This is a genomic window from Rhizobium sp. GCM10022189, assembly GCF_042656325.1.
Lineage (GTDB): Bacteria > Pseudomonadota > Alphaproteobacteria > Rhizobiales > Rhizobiaceae > Rhizobium.
Genome location: NZ_JBHSOR010000058.1, coordinates 53,826 through 71,809 on the forward strand (window position 1 = coordinate 53,826; position 17,984 = coordinate 71,809).

At 62.0% G+C, this 17,984-nt stretch carries 18 protein-coding genes and 1 riboswitch; of the genes, 16 read left to right on the forward strand and 2 right to left on the reverse strand.

Features of this window, described 5'->3' with window-relative positions; translation table 11 throughout:
- The first annotated feature begins 94 nt into the window (after positions 1–94).
- The 6 genes from ACFPWW_RS29255 (at position 95) to ACFPWW_RS29280 (ending at position 5,243) form a co-directional block, all read left to right on the forward strand.
- Entirely contained in the window at positions 95–622 is a 528-nt protein-coding gene (locus ACFPWW_RS29255) for a MarR family winged helix-turn-helix transcriptional regulator (RefSeq protein WP_377314696.1), read from the forward strand.
- Between the two features lie 93 nt (positions 623–715).
- On the forward strand, positions 716–1,390 hold the full coding sequence (locus ACFPWW_RS29260; RefSeq protein WP_377314698.1) for an OmpW/AlkL family protein: 675 nt from the start codon (positions 716–718) through the stop codon (positions 1,388–1,390).
- A gap of 78 nt (positions 1,391–1,468) precedes the next feature.
- Entirely contained in the window at positions 1,469–2,119 is a 651-nt protein-coding gene (locus ACFPWW_RS29265; RefSeq protein ID WP_112702695.1) for a thiamine diphosphokinase, read from the forward strand.
- Positions 2,120–2,122: 3 nt separating this feature from the next.
- Entirely contained in the window at positions 2,123–3,946 is a 1,824-nt protein-coding gene (locus tag ACFPWW_RS29270) for an ABC-F family ATP-binding cassette domain-containing protein (RefSeq protein ID WP_377314700.1), read from the forward strand.
- Between the two features lie 104 nt (positions 3,947–4,050).
- Entirely contained in the window at positions 4,051–4,449 is a 399-nt protein-coding gene (locus ACFPWW_RS29275) for a VOC family protein (RefSeq protein ID WP_112564377.1), read from the forward strand.
- 164 nt (positions 4,450–4,613) lie between these two features.
- Positions 4,614–5,243, forward strand: coding sequence for a hypothetical protein (locus ACFPWW_RS29280; protein WP_112756089.1), 630 nt, complete (start codon positions 4,614–4,616; stop codon positions 5,241–5,243).
- A gap of 67 nt (positions 5,244–5,310) precedes the next feature.
- Here ACFPWW_RS29280 and ACFPWW_RS29285 read toward each other — a convergent pair whose 3' ends face one another.
- The gene (locus ACFPWW_RS29285) at positions 5,311–7,152 is read right to left on the reverse strand and encodes an ABC transporter ATP-binding protein/permease (RefSeq protein WP_377314702.1); all 1,842 of its coding nucleotides are present in this window, start codon (positions 7,150–7,152) and stop codon (positions 5,311–5,313) included.
- 146 nt (positions 7,153–7,298) lie between these two features.
- A riboswitch (SAM riboswitch) is annotated at positions 7,299–7,376 on the forward strand.
- A gap of 47 nt (positions 7,377–7,423) precedes the next feature.
- On the opposite strand from ACFPWW_RS29285, the gene metA reads away from it, so the two are divergent.
- The 6 genes from metA to ACFPWW_RS29315 all read left to right on the forward strand — a co-directional run bounded on the left by metA (position 7,424) and on the right by ACFPWW_RS29315 (position 13,318).
- The gene (metA, locus tag ACFPWW_RS29290; RefSeq protein ID WP_112564522.1) at positions 7,424–8,347 is read left to right on the forward strand and encodes a homoserine O-acetyltransferase MetA; all 924 of its coding nucleotides are present in this window, start codon (positions 7,424–7,426) and stop codon (positions 8,345–8,347) included.
- Positions 8,348–8,487: 140 nt separating this feature from the next.
- Complete coding sequence (locus tag ACFPWW_RS29295; protein ID WP_112756997.1) at positions 8,488–9,510, forward strand: aldose epimerase family protein; 1,023 nt, start codon at positions 8,488–8,490, stop codon at positions 9,508–9,510.
- A 114-nt stretch (positions 9,511–9,624) separates the two neighbouring features.
- Positions 9,625–10,398 (forward strand): GntR family transcriptional regulator, encoded by a 774-nt coding sequence (locus tag ACFPWW_RS29300; protein ID WP_112702690.1) that lies wholly within the window; start codon positions 9,625–9,627, stop codon positions 10,396–10,398.
- Complete coding sequence (locus ACFPWW_RS29305) at positions 10,395–11,426, forward strand: SIS domain-containing protein (protein ID WP_112564387.1); 1,032 nt, start codon at positions 10,395–10,397, stop codon at positions 11,424–11,426. Before ACFPWW_RS29300 ends, ACFPWW_RS29305 begins: the two co-directional genes overlap by 4 nt.
- Positions 11,426–12,577: an N-acetylglucosamine-6-phosphate deacetylase gene (gene nagA, locus ACFPWW_RS29310; RefSeq protein WP_377314705.1), complete on the forward strand. Its 1,152-nt coding sequence runs from the start codon at positions 11,426–11,428 to the stop codon at positions 12,575–12,577. The genes ACFPWW_RS29305 and nagA overlap by 1 nt, the downstream gene beginning before the upstream one ends.
- A gap of 12 nt (positions 12,578–12,589) precedes the next feature.
- Entirely contained in the window at positions 12,590–13,318 is a 729-nt protein-coding gene (locus ACFPWW_RS29315; protein ID WP_112564391.1) for an SIS domain-containing protein, read from the forward strand.
- Positions 13,319–13,452: 134 nt separating this feature from the next.
- Here ACFPWW_RS29315 and efp read toward each other — a convergent pair whose 3' ends face one another.
- Complete coding sequence (efp, locus tag ACFPWW_RS29320; RefSeq protein WP_112564393.1) at positions 13,453–14,022, reverse strand: elongation factor P; 570 nt, start codon at positions 14,020–14,022, stop codon at positions 13,453–13,455.
- 150 nt (positions 14,023–14,172) lie between these two features.
- Here efp and epmA point away from each other — a divergent pair, with 150 nt between their 5' ends.
- From epmA to ACFPWW_RS29340, 4 genes are all read left to right on the forward strand, one after another.
- Positions 14,173–15,237 (forward strand): EF-P lysine aminoacylase EpmA, encoded by a 1,065-nt coding sequence (gene epmA / locus ACFPWW_RS29325; protein ID WP_112564395.1) that lies wholly within the window; start codon positions 14,173–14,175, stop codon positions 15,235–15,237.
- Positions 15,234–16,286 carry a lysine-2,3-aminomutase-like protein gene (locus ACFPWW_RS29330; protein WP_377314708.1) on the forward strand — a complete coding sequence of 351 codons (1,053 nt, stop codon included), beginning with the start codon at positions 15,234–15,236 and terminating at the stop codon, positions 16,284–16,286. Before epmA ends, ACFPWW_RS29330 begins: the two co-directional genes overlap by 4 nt.
- Positions 16,287–16,550: 264 nt before the next feature.
- The gene (locus tag ACFPWW_RS29335; protein ID WP_377314710.1) at positions 16,551–16,802 is read left to right on the forward strand and encodes an acyl carrier protein; all 252 of its coding nucleotides are present in this window, start codon (positions 16,551–16,553) and stop codon (positions 16,800–16,802) included.
- Entirely contained in the window at positions 16,802–17,983 is a 1,182-nt protein-coding gene (locus ACFPWW_RS29340) for an acyl-CoA dehydrogenase family protein (RefSeq protein ID WP_112702685.1), read from the forward strand. Before ACFPWW_RS29335 ends, ACFPWW_RS29340 begins: the two co-directional genes overlap by 1 nt.
- Position 17,984: the final 1 nt, after the last annotated feature.

Here is a 17,984-nt window from a genome sequence, read left to right on the forward strand (position 1 = left end):
CAGTGCTTTATGTGCTAATGTCATATATTTGTCAATGGCACATTATTGACATCGGCATATTTTATTTTCGACTCCCGTCTGTTATGGTTCCGTCATGAACGAGACCCTGCCCAAGACAAGACCGATCGCGCTTGACGACGCTTCCATGGACAGCGTGCCACGCATCGGCCGCACCATGACGCGCATGCGAATGATGACAGGCCGCCGGCTGATCGGCCGCCTGGCGATCCAGAGCGTGGCGCCGGATCTGGAGCTTTCGCATCTGGACGTGCTCGATGCCGTGCGCCGCGCGCAGGAAAACGGCGAGGTGACGGTCGGGGCCATTGCCGAGATGCTGCGCATCGACCCATCGCGGGCAAGCCGGGTCGTGTCCGATATGGTCGGCCGCAACGTCCTGCGCCGCGAGGCTTCGCAGGCGGATGCGCGCCGTATCGTCGTCGTCATGACGCCGGTCGGGCAGAATCTGCTGGCGGAAATCCAGGCCCAGAAGCTTGCCTTCGTTTCCGAGGTCGTGCGGGACTGGCCGCAGGAAGAAGTCGAAACTTTCTCGCTGCTGTTCGAGAAATTCATCGGCGGCTATGAGGCGATCTTCCTTTCCCGCGACAAGGATACGCCGGGCTGAGGAAAATAGGCGGAGCGTTTGATCTCGCTCAAGCCGGCCCGTCCAAGGCAAGTCTAAGTCTCTCCTCGTTCGACGACATCAGGAGAGATTCACATGAAACATCATCGGCTTCGGCTGAGAGGCATGTTTGCCGCCATTGTTTTCGCATCCTTCGGGCAGGCGGCGCTTTGCGCCGATCTGACGCCTCCGGCAGACGCGCCGGCGGCCGCGCAAAGCCCATGGCAGGTGCGCCTGCGCGCGCTCGGGGTGATCACGCGCGACAACGGTTCGGTCGACGGCATCTCCGGATCGGGTCTGTCCTATTCGGACACTGTGGTTCCGGAAGTGGATATCTCCTATTTCTTCACCGACAATATTTCCGCCGAACTCATTCTCGGCACGACCTATGCCAATGTGCATGGCGAAGGTTCGATTGCCGGGCTCGGCGAAATCGGCAAGACCTGGCTGCTGCCGCCGACGCTGACACTGCAATATCATTTCACCGATTTCGGTGCCTTCCAGCCCTATCTCGGCGCCGGTGTGAACTACACGGTCTTCTACAACCAGTCCGGCAAGAGCGCCGACAGCCTCGACGTGAAGAACACGTTCGGCGTCGCCCTGCAGGCGGGCTTCGACTATATGTTCGACGAGCACTGGGGCGCGAACGTGGATGTGAAGAAGATCTTCCTGCGCCCGGATTTCGATGCGACAGTCGGCGGTGCCGACGTCAGCGGCAAAGCGAAACTCGATCCCTGGCTGATCGGCGCCGGCGTGACCTACCGCTTCTAGGAGAAAGGCGCCGGATGCCCGGCCGGATGTCTGGCGCCCCTTCCCCTTCACCCCCCGTTTGCGCTATGGGCAATGCCCATGAGCCAGTCCACCTTCACCATCCTGCTCGGCGGGGCACTCAGCCTGACGGATCGCCTGCGCGACGCCGTTCGGGACAGCCGCTTCATTGCGGCCGATGGCGGCATGCGCCATGCGGCGGCTCTCGGCGTGGTGCCGGAACTGTGGGTCGGCGATTTCGATTCGACGCCGCCCGATCTCGACGGGGCCTTTCCCACCGTGCCGCGCCAGCCCTATCCGGCCGCAAAGGCTGCGACCGATGGTGAAATCGCCGTTGCCGAGGCGATCGAGCGCGGCGCAAAACGCCTGATCCTTGCAGGTGCGCTGGGCGGCGAACGTTCCGACCATGCGCTTCAACATTTGCTTTACGGGGTCGAACTGGCACAGCAAGGTTTCGACGTGCTGCTCACCTCGGGCAGCGAGGAGGCGGTACCTTTGCTTCCCGGTGCGCTGGAGATCGACCTTCCGCCCGGCAGCCTGTTTTCGGTGCCGGGCTTCAGCGAACTCAACGGGCTGTCCATCGAAAATGCCCGCTATCCGCTCATCGACTTCCATTTGCCCTTCGGCTCGTCGCGCACCATTTCCAATGTGGCGGAAGGCCGCGTGCGCTTCTCGCTTGCCAGCGGCAGGGCCATCGTGCTCGCGCGGCCCTATGATCTTTCCGGAGTCTGATACTTGGCGCCTCCCATCCTGAAACTCGACGATATCTTCCTGAGCTTCGGCGGCACGCCGCTGCTTGCCGGCGCTGCGCTACAGGTGGAGCCGGGCGACAAGATCTGCCTCGTCGGCCGCAACGGCTCGGGCAAATCGACGCTGCTGAAGATTGCTGCCGGCCTCGTCGATGCCCAGTCCGGTGAGGTATTCCGTCATCCGGCATCGACGGTGCGCTACCTGGAGCAGGCACCGGATTTTGCCGGCTTCGAGACCGTGCAGGCCTATGCCGAAGCCGGGCTCGGGCCGGGTGACGATCCCTACCGTGTCACTTATCTTCTTTCGCACCTGGGGCTCACCGGCGAGGAAAACCCGAAAAATCTTTCCGGCGGCGAGGCGCGTCGCGCAGCCCTTGCGCGCGTGCTGGCACCGGAGCCCGACATTCTGCTGCTCGACGAGCCGACCAACCATCTCGACCTGCCGACCATCGAATGGCTGGAAGGCGAACTGCAGAAGACGCGCAGCGCGCTGGTCCTGATTTCGCACGACCGCCGTTTCCTGGAGAAAGTCTCGACGGCGACCGTCTGGCTGGACCGCGGCACCTCTCGCCGGCTCGACAAGGGTTTTGCGTTTTTCGAGGCCTGGCGCGATCAGGTGCTGGAGGCGGAAGAGCTTGAACAGCACAAGCTCGGCAAGGCGATCGAGCGGGAAGAACATTGGCTGCGCTACGGCGTGACGGCGCGGCGCAAGCGCAATATGCGCCGCCTGGGCGAGCTGCAGACGATGCGCGCGCAGTATCGCGGCCACAAGGGGCCGCAGGGAACGGTACAGGCGAGCGTTTCCGACGCGCAGGAATCCGGCAAGCTGGTGATCGAGGCCGACAAGATCACCAAGAGCTACGACGACAGCGCGATCGTCGCGCCGTTTTCGATCCGCGTGCATCGCGGCGACTGCATCGGTCTCGTGGGACCCAACGGTGCCGGCAAGACGACGCTTCTGAAGATGCTGACCGGCCAGCTTGCGCCGGACAGCGGCGCGGTCAAGCTCGGCACCAATCTCGAGATCGCCACGCTTGACCAAAAGCGCGAGGATCTCGATCCCGAGGATACGCTCGCCAATTACCTGACGGACGGGCGCGGCGAGAACCTGCTCGTCAATGGCGAGCAGCGGCATGTGACCGGCTACATGAAGGAATTCCTGTTCCAGCCGGAGCAGGCACGCACGCCGATCAAGAACCTCTCAGGCGGTGAGCGCGCTCGGCTGATGCTGGCGCGCATCCTGTCCCGGCCGGCGAACCTTCTCATCCTCGACGAACCGACCAACGACCTCGACATCGAGACGCTGGATCTGTTGCAGGAGATTGTCACGGGCTTTCCGGGCACGGTCATCCTCGTCAGCCACGATCGTGATTTCCTCGACCGGACGGTGACGTCAACGATCGCTCCGGCCAATCCGGAAGCGCCCGATGGACGCTGGATCGAATATGCCGGCGGTTATTCCGACATGCTGGCACAGCGCAAGGGTGCGGCCGAAGAGCGCCGGAAGGCCGAGAAGGCTGCCGACAAGCCCAAGACACAGGAGACTGCGGCTGCCGCTCCTTCCGCCTCCAAAGGCAAGCTGTCCTACAAGCAGAAGTTCGCGCTCGAAAACCTGCCCAAGGAAATGGCAAAAGCCGAAGCCGAAATCGCCAGGCGCGAAGAGAAGATGGCCGACCCGAACCTCTTCACAAAGGACCCCGCAACCTTCAGCCGGATGGCATCGGAGATGGAAAAGCTGCGCGACAGCCTGACCCGAATGGAAGAGGAGTGGCTGGAACTGGAAATGCTGCGCGAGGAGCTGGAAGGCTGATCCAACAATAATTTCCCGAAATGTCGGATCGGGTGGTCTTGCGCCGTCCTTGGGCCGAACGTGATCGACGGCATGGTGCCGCCACCTCATAAGGGAGATTTTTCATGCGCATGATTTTCGTGAACCTGCCGGTCAAGGACCTGGTCAAGTCGAAGGAATTCTTTTCGGCGCTCGGCTTTTCCTACAATCCCGCCTTCACCAACGACGATGCCGCCTGCATGATCGTAGAGGAAAATATCTATGTAATGCTGCTGACGCACGGGCACTTCCGGCAGTTCATCGACGGCGAGATCGCCGATACGTCGAAGGGCAAGGAAGTGTTGACCTGCCTTTCGGCCGGCAGCCGCGCCGAGGTGGACGATTACCTGAAGAAAGCGCTGGCAGCCGGCGGCAAGCCCTGGAAGCCGATACTCGACATGGGGCCGATGTACGGGTGCAGCTTCCAGGATCTCGATGGTCATGTCTGGGAAATCATGTACATGGACATGTCTGCGGCCGGCTGAGCGGGCCTTTCACAGGCTTTCGCGGACCTCCGGCGGCCAAGACCCGGCATCGGGGTCCGCTTCCCTCACTTTTCCTTGATTCGCCGGCGCCACGTCATGCGGCATAGAGTGCCGCTCCGGCAGCCGGGGGCTGGTGCCGACCAATGGCGACAAGGAAGAGCCACATGCCTCGCAGATTCTATACCGGATTATTCATGGCGCTTGCCGCCAGCAGCTTCGTCGCTTTCGGTCTTTCGCAGGCGGCGAGCGCGCAGGAAAACCAGCGCGTGCGGGTGCGCGGCACGGTGGAAAGCTTCAGTGGCGATACGCTGGTCGTCAAGACCCGTGAAGGCAGCGATGCGACGATTGCGCTCAAGTCCGGCTGGAAGGTCGCCGGCATCAGGAATGCGTCGGTCGACGACATCAAGGTTGGCGATTTCGTCGGCGTCGCCTCGCTTCCGAAAGGCACGGGGCCTGACGGCGCAATCGAGGTGCTGATCTTCCCCGCCGCGATGAAGGGGGCCGGCGAAGGCAGCCGCCCCTGGGATGTGCAGCCGAACAGTTCGATGACGAACGCGACTGTCAGCAATGCGGTCAAGGCGGTCGACGGGCATACGATCACGCTGACTTATCAGGGCAAGGAAAAGACCATCTCGATTGCCGACGGCACGCCGATCGTCACTTTTGCGCCGGCGACGAAGGATGACCTGAAGCCCGGTGCCGGGGTCATCGTCATGGCGGAAAAGGCGGCCGACGGGCGCATTTCGGCTGCGCAGGTCAGCGTCGGCATCAATGGCGTGATGCCGCCGATGTGAATTTGTCTGGCGCCTCGGTTTTACGCCATTCCGGGCGAAGGGCCGCGGCCGCGTTTCTTGAATTGGCTTAGAGTGCCGGGGCAGGAGCCGCCGCGGCGCTCGATCCCGGAGCCGACGCTGCCGGTTCTCCCTGGGGTTTGGAAGGCAGCGCCTCCAGATGCAGCGTGCGCGGATGCAGCGTCTCCAGATAGGTCTCCGAGCGGCCGATATAGATCATGCCGGTTTGCGGCAGGGTGGCGAGCAGCTTCGTCATCGTGTGCTGCCATTCCGGTTCCATGCCTTCGAGCACTTCGTCGAAAACGGCCCAGCGCGGCTTGACGAGAAGCAGGCGGGCAAAGCCGATCGCCTTCTGCTCATCGGCATCGAGAAGCTTATCCCAGCGCGCGCGGTTGTCGAGCCGGGCGACCAGCGAATGCAGGCCGGCAGCCTCAAGCGCGGCCTCGACCGCGGCCGTGTCGTAGGCTTCAGGCTTTTCGGGAAAAGCGATCGCCTCGCGCAGCGTGCCGCCCGGGACATAGGCAAGCTGCGGGATGAACATCATATCCTTGATCGGCGGCAGGCCCATGGTGCCGTGACCGGAGGGCCAGAGGCCGGCCATTGCCTGGAAGAGCAGGCGGCGGTTCACGCTGTGATCGCCGTTGATCATGACCTTCTCGCCGGCCTTGATCGTCACGTCGTTCTCACGCATGCGGAAGCCGCCGCACTCGTCGATATCCTCGCCAAGCTTGGCAACGATAACGATGTCTTTCAGCGTCAGCGTATCGGAAGCCGTTTCCTCATAGGTGATGGCGTCCTCTACTTCGAAGCCATCGTCCATGTCCTGAAGCGCCTGGCGAAAATCGGTGACGCGCATCAGTGTCGCGCGCCATTCGGCGATCGGGCCGAAATTGGCGACATACCAGCGCAGCGCCGTGTTGACCTGGTTGAAGGCGCCGACCGACATCATCAGCTGGCCGAAGGTCAGCCCGCCGGAAAAATAGGCGGGTGCTGCGACGATGATCGGTATGACGATGACCAGCCAGCCGTAACCTGCCGAAACCCAGGTGAGGTTGGTATTGGCCATGGCAAGCCGCTTGATGACCGAGAGAACGTTGGTGATATCACCGTTGATGCGCTTGCGCTCGTTCTCTTCGCCACGCGCCACCGTGATCGCCGGCATGTTCTCGTTGGCGTGCATCAGCGCGAAGCGTAGCTCGGCTTCCTTCGAGAACCGGTCGGCATTGAGCTTGACGAGCTTGCGGCCAACGACCTGGCTCAAGACCGAGGCAGATGCGGCGTAAAAGATTGCCGCCCAGACCATGTAGCCGGGGATGGTGAAGCTGTAGCCGTTGATGCGGAAGATGAAGCCGCTCGAAAGCTCCCACAGGACACCGATGAAGCTGACGAGCAGGATGGTCGACTGCAGGAGGCCGAGCGCAAGGTTGGTGGTGCTTTCGGCGAGATTGCGGGAATCCTCGTGAAGGCGCTGGTCGGGATTGACGCCGAGGATGCCGATGGTGGAGAGCTTGAGGGCGCGCTTGCGCTCCAGCCACTGATCGACGAGATCGCGCGACAGTCCTTCGCGCATATAGAGGGCCGTCATCTGGTTCAGCCATGCCTGCAGCACGTTGAGCAGCAAGAGCGCGCCGGCGATCATCGCGAAGACTTCAAGCTGGCGGAAGAACTCGCCGAGATCACGACGCTCCAGCGAATCGTAGAAAGGGGCGTTCCATTCGTTGAGGATCACCTGTCCATAGGCAGTCGCCAGGATGATGACGACAAGCAGGATCGCAAGCGCAACGACCTTGCCCCGAACCTGCGAATTCCAGAATGCGGAGAACATCACCCCAAGCCGATACGTCAGGCTGAGATCGTATCCCACCCGGTCCTGACGCTGGATGTCCTTCCTCCCGTTGACGTCATTCTTCATTATTTTTTCCAAAATCGCCCATCCTCCATTATTAACATGGGGACGTTACTGGTCCATCAACAGATTCCACCACCCATAAAGAAAGCGTGATGGTTTGCGCAGCTGTCCGTATTGACAGTTGATTCGCGGGCGGACTGGCGCTAATTAAGATGCCTCGTGGTGATTTGGCCGGCCGGCTTGCAGCCACGTTAAATAAGTCGCTAAAGGGCCGCGTGCGGACCGGTAGCGATTCTTTCGCCGCCGGTTTTTTATTTTGATCGAGTTGACCGCAATGCCCATCAAGATCCCCGATACGCTGCCCGCCTTCGAAACCCTCGTAAACGAGGGCGTGCGGGTGATGACCGAAACGGTGGCGATCCGTCAGGATATCCGCCCGCTGCAGATCGGGCTGCTCAACCTCATGCCGAACAAGATCAAGACCGAAGTGCAGATGGCGCGCCTGGTCGGCGCTTCGCCGCTGCAGGTCGAATTCTCGCTTGTCCGCGTCGGCAATCACAAGGCCAAGAATACGTCCGAAGAACACCTGCTTGCTTTCTACCAGACCTGGGAGGAAGTGAAGCACCGCAAGTTTGACGGCTTCATCATCACGGGCGCGCCAATCGAGACGCTGCCCTACGAGGATGTTACCTATTGGAAGGAAATGCAGCAGATTTTCGACTGGACGCAGACAAATGTCCATTCGACCATGAATGTCTGCTGGGGCGCGATGGCGGGAATCTATCATTTCCACGGCGTGCCGAAATACGAGCTGAAGGAAAAGGCCTTCGGCGTCTACCGCCACCGCAACCTCAAGCCTTCCTCCGTCTATCTCAACGGTTTCTCCGACAATTTCGAGGTTCCGGTGTCGCGCTGGACCGAAGTGCGCCGGGCCGATATCGAGAAGGTCGATGGCCTTGAGATATTGATGGAATCGAGCGAGATGGGTGTCTGTCTCGTCCACGAGCCGAAGGGGCGGCGGCTCTATATCTTCAATCACGTCGAATATGATTCCACGTCGCTTTCGGACGAATATTTCCGCGACGTGAATGCCGGCGTGCCGATCAAGATGCCGCATAACTACTTCCCGCATAACGATCCGGCGCTTCCGCCGCAAAACCGCTGGCGCAGCCACGCGCATCTGCTTTTCGGCAACTGGATCAACGAGATCTATCAGACGACGCCCTACGATATCGAGGAGATCGGTTCGGACATCTGAGCGTCATCGGCCGGGTTTGCGAACGGCGCCGTCGCATTTCTGCGACGGCGTTTTGTTTTCCGGTTCCGCCCGGTTGCGGTTTGCGGCGAAAGGGGGCAGGTTCCGGTTTCTGAAACCCAGGGGCGGAGTGAGCGTCGATCATGGCGGACAAGTTGGAACGGGAAGTTTTCGGCCAGACGAAAGAGGGAGAGACCGTTCATCGCGTCGCCATCAGCGGCGGCGGACTGACGGTCAATGTGTTGAACTGGGGCGCGGTCATCCAGGATATCAGGCTCGACGGGCACGATGCGCCGCTGGTGCTCGGCTTCGAGAATTTCGACAGCTATCTCGACCATTCGCCATTCTTCGGCGCAACACCGGGACGCTGTGCCAACCGCATCGGCGACGGCAAGTTCACGCTCGATGGCAAGGCCTACCAGCTTGAGCTCAACGAGAAGGGCGTCACGCACCTTCATGGCGGCAGCAACAATATCGGCAGGCTCGTCTGGACGATCGTCGAACACGAGGCCGACCGGGTCGTGCTGAAGATCGTCGATCCCGATGGCCGCGCCGGCTACCCCGGCAATTGCACCATCCAGGCCAGCTATCATGTGCATGGCAATGGCGTGCTTTCCGTCAACTACGAGACGGTGACGGACCAGCCGACGCTCGCCAATGTCTGCCAGCATTCCTATTTCAATCTCGACGGTCGGGAGGATGCGCTGGCGCATGACATCATGATCGCCGCCGACCACTATCTGCCGACCAACGAGAAGCAGATACCGACCGGCGAGATCCGCCCGGTCGAGGGCACCGCGTTCGATTTCCGGACGATGGCGCCGATGAAGCGTTTTTCCGGACAGGAGCAGGCGCTTTACGACCATAATTTCTGCTTCTCGAACGCGCGCACGGCCAAACGTTCCGTCGTGCTTGCCCGCAGCCTGCATTCCGGCGTTTCGCTGGAAGTGCGCACGACGGAGCCTGGCGTTCAGTTCTATGCCGGCTTCAAGCTCGGTGTTCCGGTTCCAGGCCTAGACGGCCGCAAATACGGCCCCTTCGCCGGCTTCTGCCTGGAAACGCAGGTCTGGCCCGACGCCGTCAACCATGCGGGCTTTCCGAACGCGGTTCTGCGCCCGGGCGAAGTGCTGCGGCAGGAAACGGACTACATCTTCACGAAGGGCTGAGCTCGCTCATCCTGTCGGGATCTATGACCCTCGCGGCCGTTCCGCGAGGGTTTTTCTTTCTGCGAAGCGAATCCGACTTGCTGAATGGTCCTAGATAGGTTCTATTGCATCCTCATGGATAGAACCAGTCTGATAGCAGAGCTGAACGGCCGCGGGCTGCGCGACGAGGCGGCAACGGGTCCGCTTTACAAGCGGCTGGCGCAGGCCCTGACGGGCCTCATTCAGGAAGGTCTCCTGAAACCCGGCGCCGCGCTGCCGGGCGAGCGCGATCTGGCAGAAGCGCTCAAGCTCGGCCGCGTGACGGTGCGGACAGCCTATCGCGATCTCATGACGTCAGGTGCGCTGGAGTCTCGCCACGGCAGCGGCACCTTCGTTTCCAGCAAAGTGGAGCGGATGGAGCAGTCGCTGTGGCGGCTTTCCTCCTTTTCGGCGGATATGCGCTCGCGCGGGCGCTCGCCGGCGGCGAAGATCCTGTCGCGTACGGTCAACAACCCTTCGCCGGAAGAATCCTTCCTGCTCGGTCTTGGAGTCGACGAACCGGTGTTGCGGCTCGACCGCCTTCGCCTCGCCGACGGACTGCCGCTCGCAATCGAGCGCGCCGTCGTACCGGTCAAGTTTCTGGGCGAGGATGCCGGCGGCGAAGGTTCGCTCTATGATGCGCTCGCGGCCCGAGGCCACAAACCGGTACGCGCCATGCAGCGGCTGACCGCCGTCACGCTCGATCCTTCGTCGGCGGCTATCCTGAACGTTAAATCCGGCGCGCCGGCCCTTCTGATCGAACGCGTCTCGCGCCTGGAAGACCAGCGCGTCGTTGAATACACCCGCTCGCACTATCGTGGCGACGCCTATGATTTCGTCGCCGAACTGAGAATTGGAGATGACCTATGAGTGAGAACCAGTCGCTGATGCTGCAGGAGGCGGGCCAGTCGCCCGAGGTGGTCGCTACCCTGCTCGAAAAGGAAAAACCGGTCTTTGCCGAAATTGCCCGGCTGTTCTCCGCCTCCCGCCCAAGCGTCGTGACGACCGCGGCACGCGGCTCCTCCGACCATGCGGCGACCTTCTTCAAATATCTCTTCGAGATCACCTGCGGCGTGCCGGTCGCCTCGATCGGTCCGTCGATCGCCTCGGTCTACGGCGCCCCCCTGCATCTGAAGGGCGGCATCCATTTCACCGTTTCCCAGTCGGGCGCGAGCCCCGACATCGTGGCGCTGCAGGACGCGGCCAAGAAAGGCGGGGCGACGACGATCGCCGTCGTCAATGTCACCGACAGCCCGCTTGCCAAGCAGGCCGATATCGTTCTCGGCCTCAATGCCGGCGCCGAAAAGAGCGTGGCGGCGACGAAGTCCTTCATCGCATCGGTTGCCGCGCTCGCTGGCGTTACGGCTGCGATTGGCGGCAAGGCCGATCTGCAGGCGGCGCTCGAAAAGCTTCCGGCCGCTCTTTCCCAGACGTCCGGCATCGATACCAAGGCGGCCGAGGACGTGCTGTTCAATGCCGCTTCGCTCTATACCGGTGGCCGCGGCACCGCTTTCGCCATTGCTCTCGAAGCTGCGCTGAAAGCCAAGGAAACGGCCGGCCTTCATGCAGAAGCTTTCTCTCTTGCGGAACTGATGCATGGCCCGATGCGCCTTGTACAGCCTGGCTTCCCGATCGTCGGCTTCGTGCCTGACGATGCCGCCTTCGACAACAATGTGAAAGCGCTTGACCGGCTGCAGAAGCTCGGCGCCACCACCGTACCCTTCTCGACAAAGGCGCTCGCCGGCGTCAATCTGCAGGTTCCGACGACCGGCAACGGCCTTGTCGATCCCCTGGTTTCGCTGCTCGTCTACTATCGCCTGATCGAGTCCGTCACCCGCCGCAAGGGCTTCGATCCGGACAAGCCGGCAAACCTGCTCAAGGTGACGGAGACCGTCTGATGACCCGCAAGATCTTCACCGGAGCCCGTATCTTCGATGGCGAACGCTTTCATGACGAGCGGGCGCTGATCGTCAAGGACGGACATGTCGAGGCGATCGTCGGCCTGAACGATCTGCCCGAGGGCGAGGTCGCAAGACTGGCGGGCGGCGTGCTGTCCGCCGGTTTCGTCGATGCGCAGGTCAATGGCGGCGGCGGCCGCATGCTGAACGACGAACCATCGCCGGATTCCATGTACATGATCGCCGACGGGCATCGCCCTTACGGCACGACGGCATTGCTGCCGACGCTGATCACCGACACGGCCGCGGCGACGGCCGCGGCGATCGAAGCGGCCAAGATTGCGGTGAAGAGCAATCGCGGCGTGGCCGGCCTGCATCTGGAAGGTCCGCATCTGGCGCCGGCCCGCAAGGGCGCGCATCTGGCCGAACTGATGCGTCCGGTCGAGGATCGGGACGTCAAGGCCTTCATTGCCGCGCGCGAGGCGATCGGCACGCTGCTCGTGACCATGGCGGCAGAGCAGGTGACGGTTGCGCAGGTGCGTGAACTGAGCGAAGCCGGCGTCATCGTCAGTATCGGCCATTCCGACAGCACCAGCGAGGCGGCGGAAGCCCGCTTCGATGCCGGAGCTCGGGGTGTGACGCACCTCTTCAACGCCATGAGCCAGCTGGCGCACCGGGCGCCGGGGCTGGTTGGCGCTGCGATCGACCATCCGGCGGTCTGGTGCGGCATCATCGCCGACGGCCACCATGTTGATCCCAAGGCCCTGCGCACGGCGCTGCGCGCCAAACGTGGCGAGGGCCGGCTTTTCTTCGTGACCGATGCGATGTCGCTGGTCGGCTCGCAGACGGATACGTTCACTTTGAACGGCCGCACCGTGCGGCGCGAAAGGGGCGGTTTCTGCTCGAAGCTCGTGCTTTCGGACGGCACGCTTGCAGGTTCGGATGTCGATATGGCCTCGACTATCCGCTATGGCGTCACCTATCTGGATCTGACGCTTGCCGAGGCGCTCAGGATGGCGACACTCTACCCGGCGCGTTTCCTGCGGCTTGCCGATCGCGGCCACCTGTCGCCGGGCGCACGCGCCGATCTGGTGCATTTCACCGATGCGATCGAAGTCACTGCGACCTGGCTCAGCGGCGAGCCGGCGTAAGGAGGACGGTGGATGAGCGACATCACCGACGCCTATTTCTCCAATCTCATCGGCCGGCTGGAGGAATTGAAGCGGGCACTTGCCGAACCGATGGCGCAGGCCGCCGAAGCGATCCTCGCAGCCGCCCGCGCCGACAAGCGTGTCTATGTCTTCGGTACCGGCCATTCGCATATGCTGGCGGAAGAGGTGCATTACCGCGCCGGCGGGCTTGCTTTCACCGTGCCCGTTCTCGTCGGTTCGGCCATGCTGCATGAGGGTGCCGTCATCAGTTCGGTCTATGAGCGCACACAGGGCCTGGTGCGGCCGATGCTGGAGCGTTACGGCATGCAGCCGGGCGATGTCATCATCATCGCTTCCAATTCAGGCGTGAATGCTGCACCGATCGAGGCGGCCGACTACGCGCGCGAAATCGGCGCCAAGGTGATCGCCATTACTTCGATCGCCTATTCGACGGCGATCGCCAACGGGCGCCGCCGGCTTGCCGACGTGGCCGACGTGGTTCTGGACAACGGGCTGCCGCCGGGCGATGCCGTTCTCGGTCTTGACGGCACGGGGCTCCGGGTCGGGCCGGTCTCGACGGCGGTGGGCGTCACTGTCATCAATGCCATCTTCGCGGACGTCGCCTCCGAGCTTTCGAAATTGGGCGATGCGCCCGTCTATCTCAGCGCCAACATGCCGGGTGCGGCCGAGATCAACCAGAAGCTCGTGAAGAAATACAGGCCGCGCAACCCGCATCTTTGAACCGGAGGCTCGCGCTTTTGCCTGCCTTCCACTGTTCGGCATCGGCGCCGCGGAAGCGAGCGGATATTTCCGATCAAACGAAAACGGCCCGAAGCGCGTGCTCCGGGCCGTTCGAATCCCTAAAAGCGATGCGCTCAGTCCTTGGCGCGCTCGACGTAGGAATTGTCTTCGGTCGCGATGACAACGCGCGTGCCGGCGTCGATATGGGGCGGAACCGAGGTGCGGATGCCGTTGGAGAGGATTGCCGGCTTGTAGGAAGAGGAAGCCGTCTGGCCCTTGACGACCGGCTCGGTCTCGACGATCTCGAGGGTCACGTGGCGCGGCAGTTCGAGAGCGAGCGGGACGCCTTCGTGGATCGACAGGATGCAGGTCATGCCTTCCTGGAGATAGGCCTTCTGGTCGCCCATGGTTTCCTCGCTGACGACCACCTGGTCGTAGGTCGCGGGGTTCATGAAGTGGAAGCCTTCACCATCCTCATAGAGGTACTGGAAGTTGACGTCTTCGACGAAGGCGCGCTCGACCTGCTCGGTCGTGCGCCAGCGTTCAGAAACCTTCACGCCGTCGACGATGCGGCGCATGTCGACCTGCGTGACCGGCGTGCCCTTGCCCGGGTGGAAATTCTGGGCGGTGAGAACGACGTAGAGCTTGCCGTCGACATCGAGAACGTTGCCCTTGCGGACCGAAGAGGCGATGATCTTGACCATAAGACTTCCTTGTAAGTCGGCTTTCGGCGTCGTAGAGGACTGTCGGAATGGCCCTGAAGACGCAAATGATTTTTTCTTCGGGGGCGCACTAACCTAAAATCGCGGAAATAGCCACCCCATCCCGGCCGATTCCGGCAAGGAAAGCGTTGAATGAACCTTACAAGCACCAAAGCGTCTCCCTGGTGGACGCCATCAGTGCATTCCGATCGCCGCCCGTTCCTCATCGGGCGCAACGCGATCCAGGCGGCATTGCGCGGTTATTTCGCTCGTGAGGACTTCGTCGAGGTCGATACCGCCACGCTGCAGATCTCGCCGGGCAACGAGGCCCACCTGCACGCCTTTGCTACAGAGGCGCTCACGACCGACGGACAGGCCGCAGCCTTCTACCTGCATACGTCGCCGGAATTTGCATGCAAGAAGCTGCTGGCGGCCGGCGAGCAGCGCATTGCCTGTTTTGCGCATGTCTACCGCAACCGCGAGCGCGGGCCGCTGCACCATCCCGAGTTCACGATGCTCGAATGGTATCGGGCAGGCGAGAGCTATGAGAGCCTGATGATGGACTGCGTGCGTATGCTGGCGCTCGCCGCTGAAACGGTAAAGACGGCGAAACTCACCTATCGCGGCGCCGAGTGCGATCCCTTTGCGGGGCCGGAGCGGCTGAGCGTCGCGGAAGCCTTCGGCCGCCATGCCGGTATCGATCTTCTGGCTTCGGTTGGCGCCGACGGCTCGACGGATCGCGAACATCTGGCCGCAGAAATGCGGCGGGCGGGCATGCGGGTTGCCGATGACGATCATTGGGCCGATCTCTTCAGCCGGGTCCTTGTGGAAAAGGTCGAGCCGCATCTCGGCTTCGGTCGCGTTACCATTCTCGACGAATACCCGGTTTCGGAAGCCGCCCTTGCGCGGCCTTCGGCAGGCGATCGGCGGGTAGCGGAGCGCTTCGAGCTCTATGCCTGCGGGGTCGAGCTTGCCAACGGCTTCGGGGAACTGACCGATGCTGCCGAGCAGCGGCGGCGTTTCGAGATCGAGATGGCCGAGAAGATGCGGGTCTATGGCGAGACCTATCCGCTCGATGAGGATTTTCTGGCAGCACTCTCGGTCATGCCCGAGGCGAGCGGTATCGCGCTCGGTTTCGACCGGCTGGTGATGCTGGCGACAGGAGCCTCGCGGATCGATCAGGTGCTCTGGGCGCCTGTCGCGGAGTATGGCCGATGAATGTCATGCGTCCTCTCAAGAGCGTCGACGATCTCGTCAGGACAGGCCTGATCGAGGAGGCCGAGCGGCTGGCGCTCGAGGAGGTCGCTGCGCGCTATGCCATTGCGCTGACGCCTGCGATGGCACGGTTGATCGATCACGCCGATCCGGCCGATCCGATTGCCCGGCAGTTCGTGCCCGATACGGCGGAGCTTGTCACAAGGCCCGAGGAGCGGTCCGATCCCATCGGGGACCATGCCCACAGTCCGGTGGAGGGTATCGTCCATCGTTATCCGGACCGCGTATTGCTGAAGGCCGTGCATGTCTGCCCGGTCTATTGCCGCTTCTGTTTCCGGCGCGAGATGGTGGGGCCGCAGGGGCTCGGCACGCTCGATCCCGCGGCCCTGTCGGCGGCCTTCGACTATATCCGTCGCCACGGCGAAATCTGGGAGGTGATCCTGACCGGCGGCGATCCGCTGGTGCTTTCGCCGCGCCGTCTCGGCGAAATTCTGAGCGAGCTTGCCGCGATCGAGCATGTGAAGATCGTGCGCTTCCACACGCGCGTGCCCGTCGTCGATCCGCAGAAGATCGATGCGGATCTGGTCGCGGTGCTGAAAGCAAGCGGCAAGACCGTCTATGTGGCGCTTCACGCCAATCATCCGCGCGAGTTGACGGCGGAAGCGCGCGCTGCCTGCGCCCGGCTCGTCGATGCCGGCATCGTCATGGTCAGCCAGTCGGTCCTGCTCAAGGGTGTCAACGATGATGCCGATGTGCTGGCGGAATTGATGCGGGCCTTCGTTGAGACGCGGGTGAAACCTTATTATCTGCACCATCCGGATCTTGCGCCCGGCACCAGCCATTTCCGGCTGTCGATAGAGGAGGGGCAGACGATCGTCGCCGCGCTTCGCGGCCGTATCTCCGGCCTCTGCCAGCCTACCTACATCCTGGATATTCCCGGCGGCTACGGCAAGGCCGTGATCGGCCAAAGCGCCGTGCAGGCGACCGGCGAGGGTTGCTACTCGGTCTCGGACTATCGCGGAGGCGAGCATTCTTATCCGCCGGCCGGTTAACGCAGAAGCGTGGCCCCGGCGTACCATTTCTGCACTCGACGCAGCCAAAGCCATTTGCCGCCGGCTTTCTCAGGTCATGTCAAGCTATTGATAGATATTAATTATCAGTCATCGTGCGAGCAAGATCTGTAAAATGCAAAGTGTGAGTCACAGTCATATTTAACCAGTTGTATTAGCGGAATGTTCTGTTTTCCGTACTAAAAGCACTCCCATGAAAAGGCGATGAATGCCGGCTCAGGATCATGAAAATCTGGAGTGAATGGGATGAACAAGACAATCCGCGACCTCGTAACCAAGTTCGGTAAGCTTCCTGTACCCGTCGATCAGGTTGCCGACGATGCGGATCTCTACGCTGCGGGCCTGACGTCCTTCGCCTCGGTGCAGCTCATGCTCGGCATCGAAGAAGCATTCGACATCGAATTTCCAGACAATCTCCTGAACCGCAAGTCCTTCGCGAGCATCTCGGCGATTGCCAAGACGGTCGATCTCATTCGGGATAGCCGAAAGGTCGCCTGATGAACGTCCCGGTCAAAATCACGGAAGACAGCCTGGTCGCAAGGGCTGCCCGCGTCGCCGAAATTGCGGCAAGACATGCGGATGCCGTCGATTTCGAAGGCCGGTTCCCGCAGGAGGCCGTCAACGCGATGAAGGCCGAGCGCCTGCTCGGCATCCAGATTCCGCGCCATCTCGGCGGCGAGGCCGCTTCCACGACCGATATTGCCGAATTGTGCTCAATGCTCGGCCAGGCCTGCGCGGCAAGCGCAATGGTCTTTGCCATGCACCAGATCAAGCTTTCGAGCCTCGTCGAACACGGCGCCGACAGCGAGTGGCATAGCGCCTTCATGCGCCGCATCGTTGCCGAACAGCTGCTGATCGCTTCCGCCACCACCGAGGGCGGGATCGGCGGCAACCTGCGCAACAGCATCTGCGCCATCGAAATCGACGGCGACATCTGCCGGCTGCAAAAGGATGCGACCGTCATTTCCTACGGTTCGCACGCCGATGCCATTCTCATCACTTCGCGCAGCCATCCGCAGGCGGCTTCGTCCGATCAGGTGCTGACTGCTTTCCTGAAGGATCAGTACACGCTCGAAAAGACGCATGTCTGGAACACGCTCGGCATGCGCGGCACCTGCTCCGATGGCTTTCTCTTCAGGGGCGAGGCGCCGGCCAAACAGATCCTGCCGAAACCTTTCGCGGAAATCGCCGCGCAATCGATGCTCGCCTCCTCGCACCTTCTCTGGAGCGGCGTCTGGTACGGCATCGCGGTCGATGCCGTTTCCCGCGCGCAGGCCTTCGTGCGCGCTGCCGCCCGCAAGTCTCCCGACGCCACGCCGCCCGGCGCGCTTCGTCTTGCGGAGGTCTCCAATCTTCTGCAGATGGTGAAATCGAATGTGGTTGCCGGTCTCAAGGCCTATGAAGAGGCAAAGGCGGACGGCGACAAGCTCTCCTCGATGGGCTTTGCCGTGGCGATGAACAACGTCAAGATCGCCTCTTCGGAAACGATCCTCGAGATCGTCAATCACGCCATGCTGATCTGCGGCATCATGGGCTACAAGAACGGCACGCCCTTCAGCCTCGGACGCCATCTGCGCGACGCTCATTCCGCGCAGCTCATGATTTCGAACGACCGCATCCTCGGCAATACGTCGAGCATGCTCCTTGTCCATAAGCAGGACACTAGCCTACTGGGGTAAA

What these genes read in the sequence shown, in the direction of transcription:
- efp (WP_112564393.1), bottom strand. Translation starts at nt 14,022, where the DNA reads ATGGTCAAGATCATCGCCTCTTCGGTCCGCAAGGGCAACGTTCTCGAT.
- metA (WP_112564522.1), top strand. Translation starts at nt 7,424, where the DNA reads ATGCCCATCAAGATCCCCGATACGCTGCCCGCCTTCGAAACCCTCGTA.
- ACFPWW_RS29275 (WP_112564377.1), top strand. Translation starts at nt 4,051, where the DNA reads ATGCGCATGATTTTCGTGAACCTGCCGGTCAAGGACCTGGTCAAGTCG.
- ACFPWW_RS29340 (WP_112702685.1), top strand. Translation starts at nt 16,802, where the DNA reads ATGAACGTCCCGGTCAAAATCACGGAAGACAGCCTGGTCGCAAGGGCT.
- ACFPWW_RS29315 (WP_112564391.1), top strand. Translation starts at nt 12,590, where the DNA reads ATGAGCGACATCACCGACGCCTATTTCTCCAATCTCATCGGCCGGCTG.
- ACFPWW_RS29260 (WP_377314698.1), top strand. Translation starts at nt 716, where the DNA reads ATGAAACATCATCGGCTTCGGCTGAGAGGCATGTTTGCCGCCATTGTT.
- ACFPWW_RS29330 (WP_377314708.1), top strand. Translation starts at nt 15,234, where the DNA reads ATGAATGTCATGCGTCCTCTCAAGAGCGTCGACGATCTCGTCAGGACA.
- ACFPWW_RS29280 (WP_112756089.1), top strand. Translation starts at nt 4,614, where the DNA reads ATGCCTCGCAGATTCTATACCGGATTATTCATGGCGCTTGCCGCCAGC.
- nagA (WP_377314705.1), top strand. Translation starts at nt 11,426, where the DNA reads ATGACCCGCAAGATCTTCACCGGAGCCCGTATCTTCGATGGCGAACGC.
- ACFPWW_RS29300 (WP_112702690.1), top strand. Translation starts at nt 9,625, where the DNA reads ATGGATAGAACCAGTCTGATAGCAGAGCTGAACGGCCGCGGGCTGCGC.
- ACFPWW_RS29305 (WP_112564387.1), top strand. Translation starts at nt 10,395, where the DNA reads ATGAGTGAGAACCAGTCGCTGATGCTGCAGGAGGCGGGCCAGTCGCCC.
- ACFPWW_RS29255 (WP_377314696.1), top strand. Translation starts at nt 95, where the DNA reads ATGAACGAGACCCTGCCCAAGACAAGACCGATCGCGCTTGACGACGCT.
- ACFPWW_RS29285 (WP_377314702.1), bottom strand. Translation starts at nt 7,152, where the DNA reads ATGAAGAATGACGTCAACGGGAGGAAGGACATCCAGCGTCAGGACCGG.
- epmA (WP_112564395.1), top strand. Translation starts at nt 14,173, where the DNA reads ATGAACCTTACAAGCACCAAAGCGTCTCCCTGGTGGACGCCATCAGTG.
- ACFPWW_RS29295 (WP_112756997.1), top strand. Translation starts at nt 8,488, where the DNA reads ATGGCGGACAAGTTGGAACGGGAAGTTTTCGGCCAGACGAAAGAGGGA.
- ACFPWW_RS29265 (WP_112702695.1), top strand. Translation starts at nt 1,469, where the DNA reads ATGAGCCAGTCCACCTTCACCATCCTGCTCGGCGGGGCACTCAGCCTG.
- ACFPWW_RS29335 (WP_377314710.1), top strand. Translation starts at nt 16,551, where the DNA reads ATGAACAAGACAATCCGCGACCTCGTAACCAAGTTCGGTAAGCTTCCT.